Raw genomic sequence first — 270 nt, 5'->3', positions numbered from 1 at the left:
TACAAACAAAACCCACCTCCGTGGGTTCAAGAGAAGACTGGGCGGTTGAAACCGCGTCTATACAAACAAAATCTACCTCCGTGGACTCAAGACCGAGCGGTTGAAATTACCTGATTTTTTTCAGTCGGCTTGGAGTGGACTCTTGGTTTGTTTAAACCAGGTTTCAACCGCCGTCTTATCTTAAAGAAGTGTTAGTGCGATTCGTTTAGTCGAAACTGAGTAACTATACTCAGGGGATGGCTAGGATGACTACAAAGTCATCACAACTAA

Origin of the sequence: Microcoleus sp. B4-D4 (assembly GCF_036705185.1) — a bacterium.
Taxonomy (GTDB): Bacteria; Cyanobacteriota; Cyanobacteriia; order Cyanobacteriales; family Microcoleaceae; genus Microcoleus.
The sequence above is the reverse complement of the archived record's forward strand: the minus strand, read 5'-3'. Positions refer to the sequence as shown.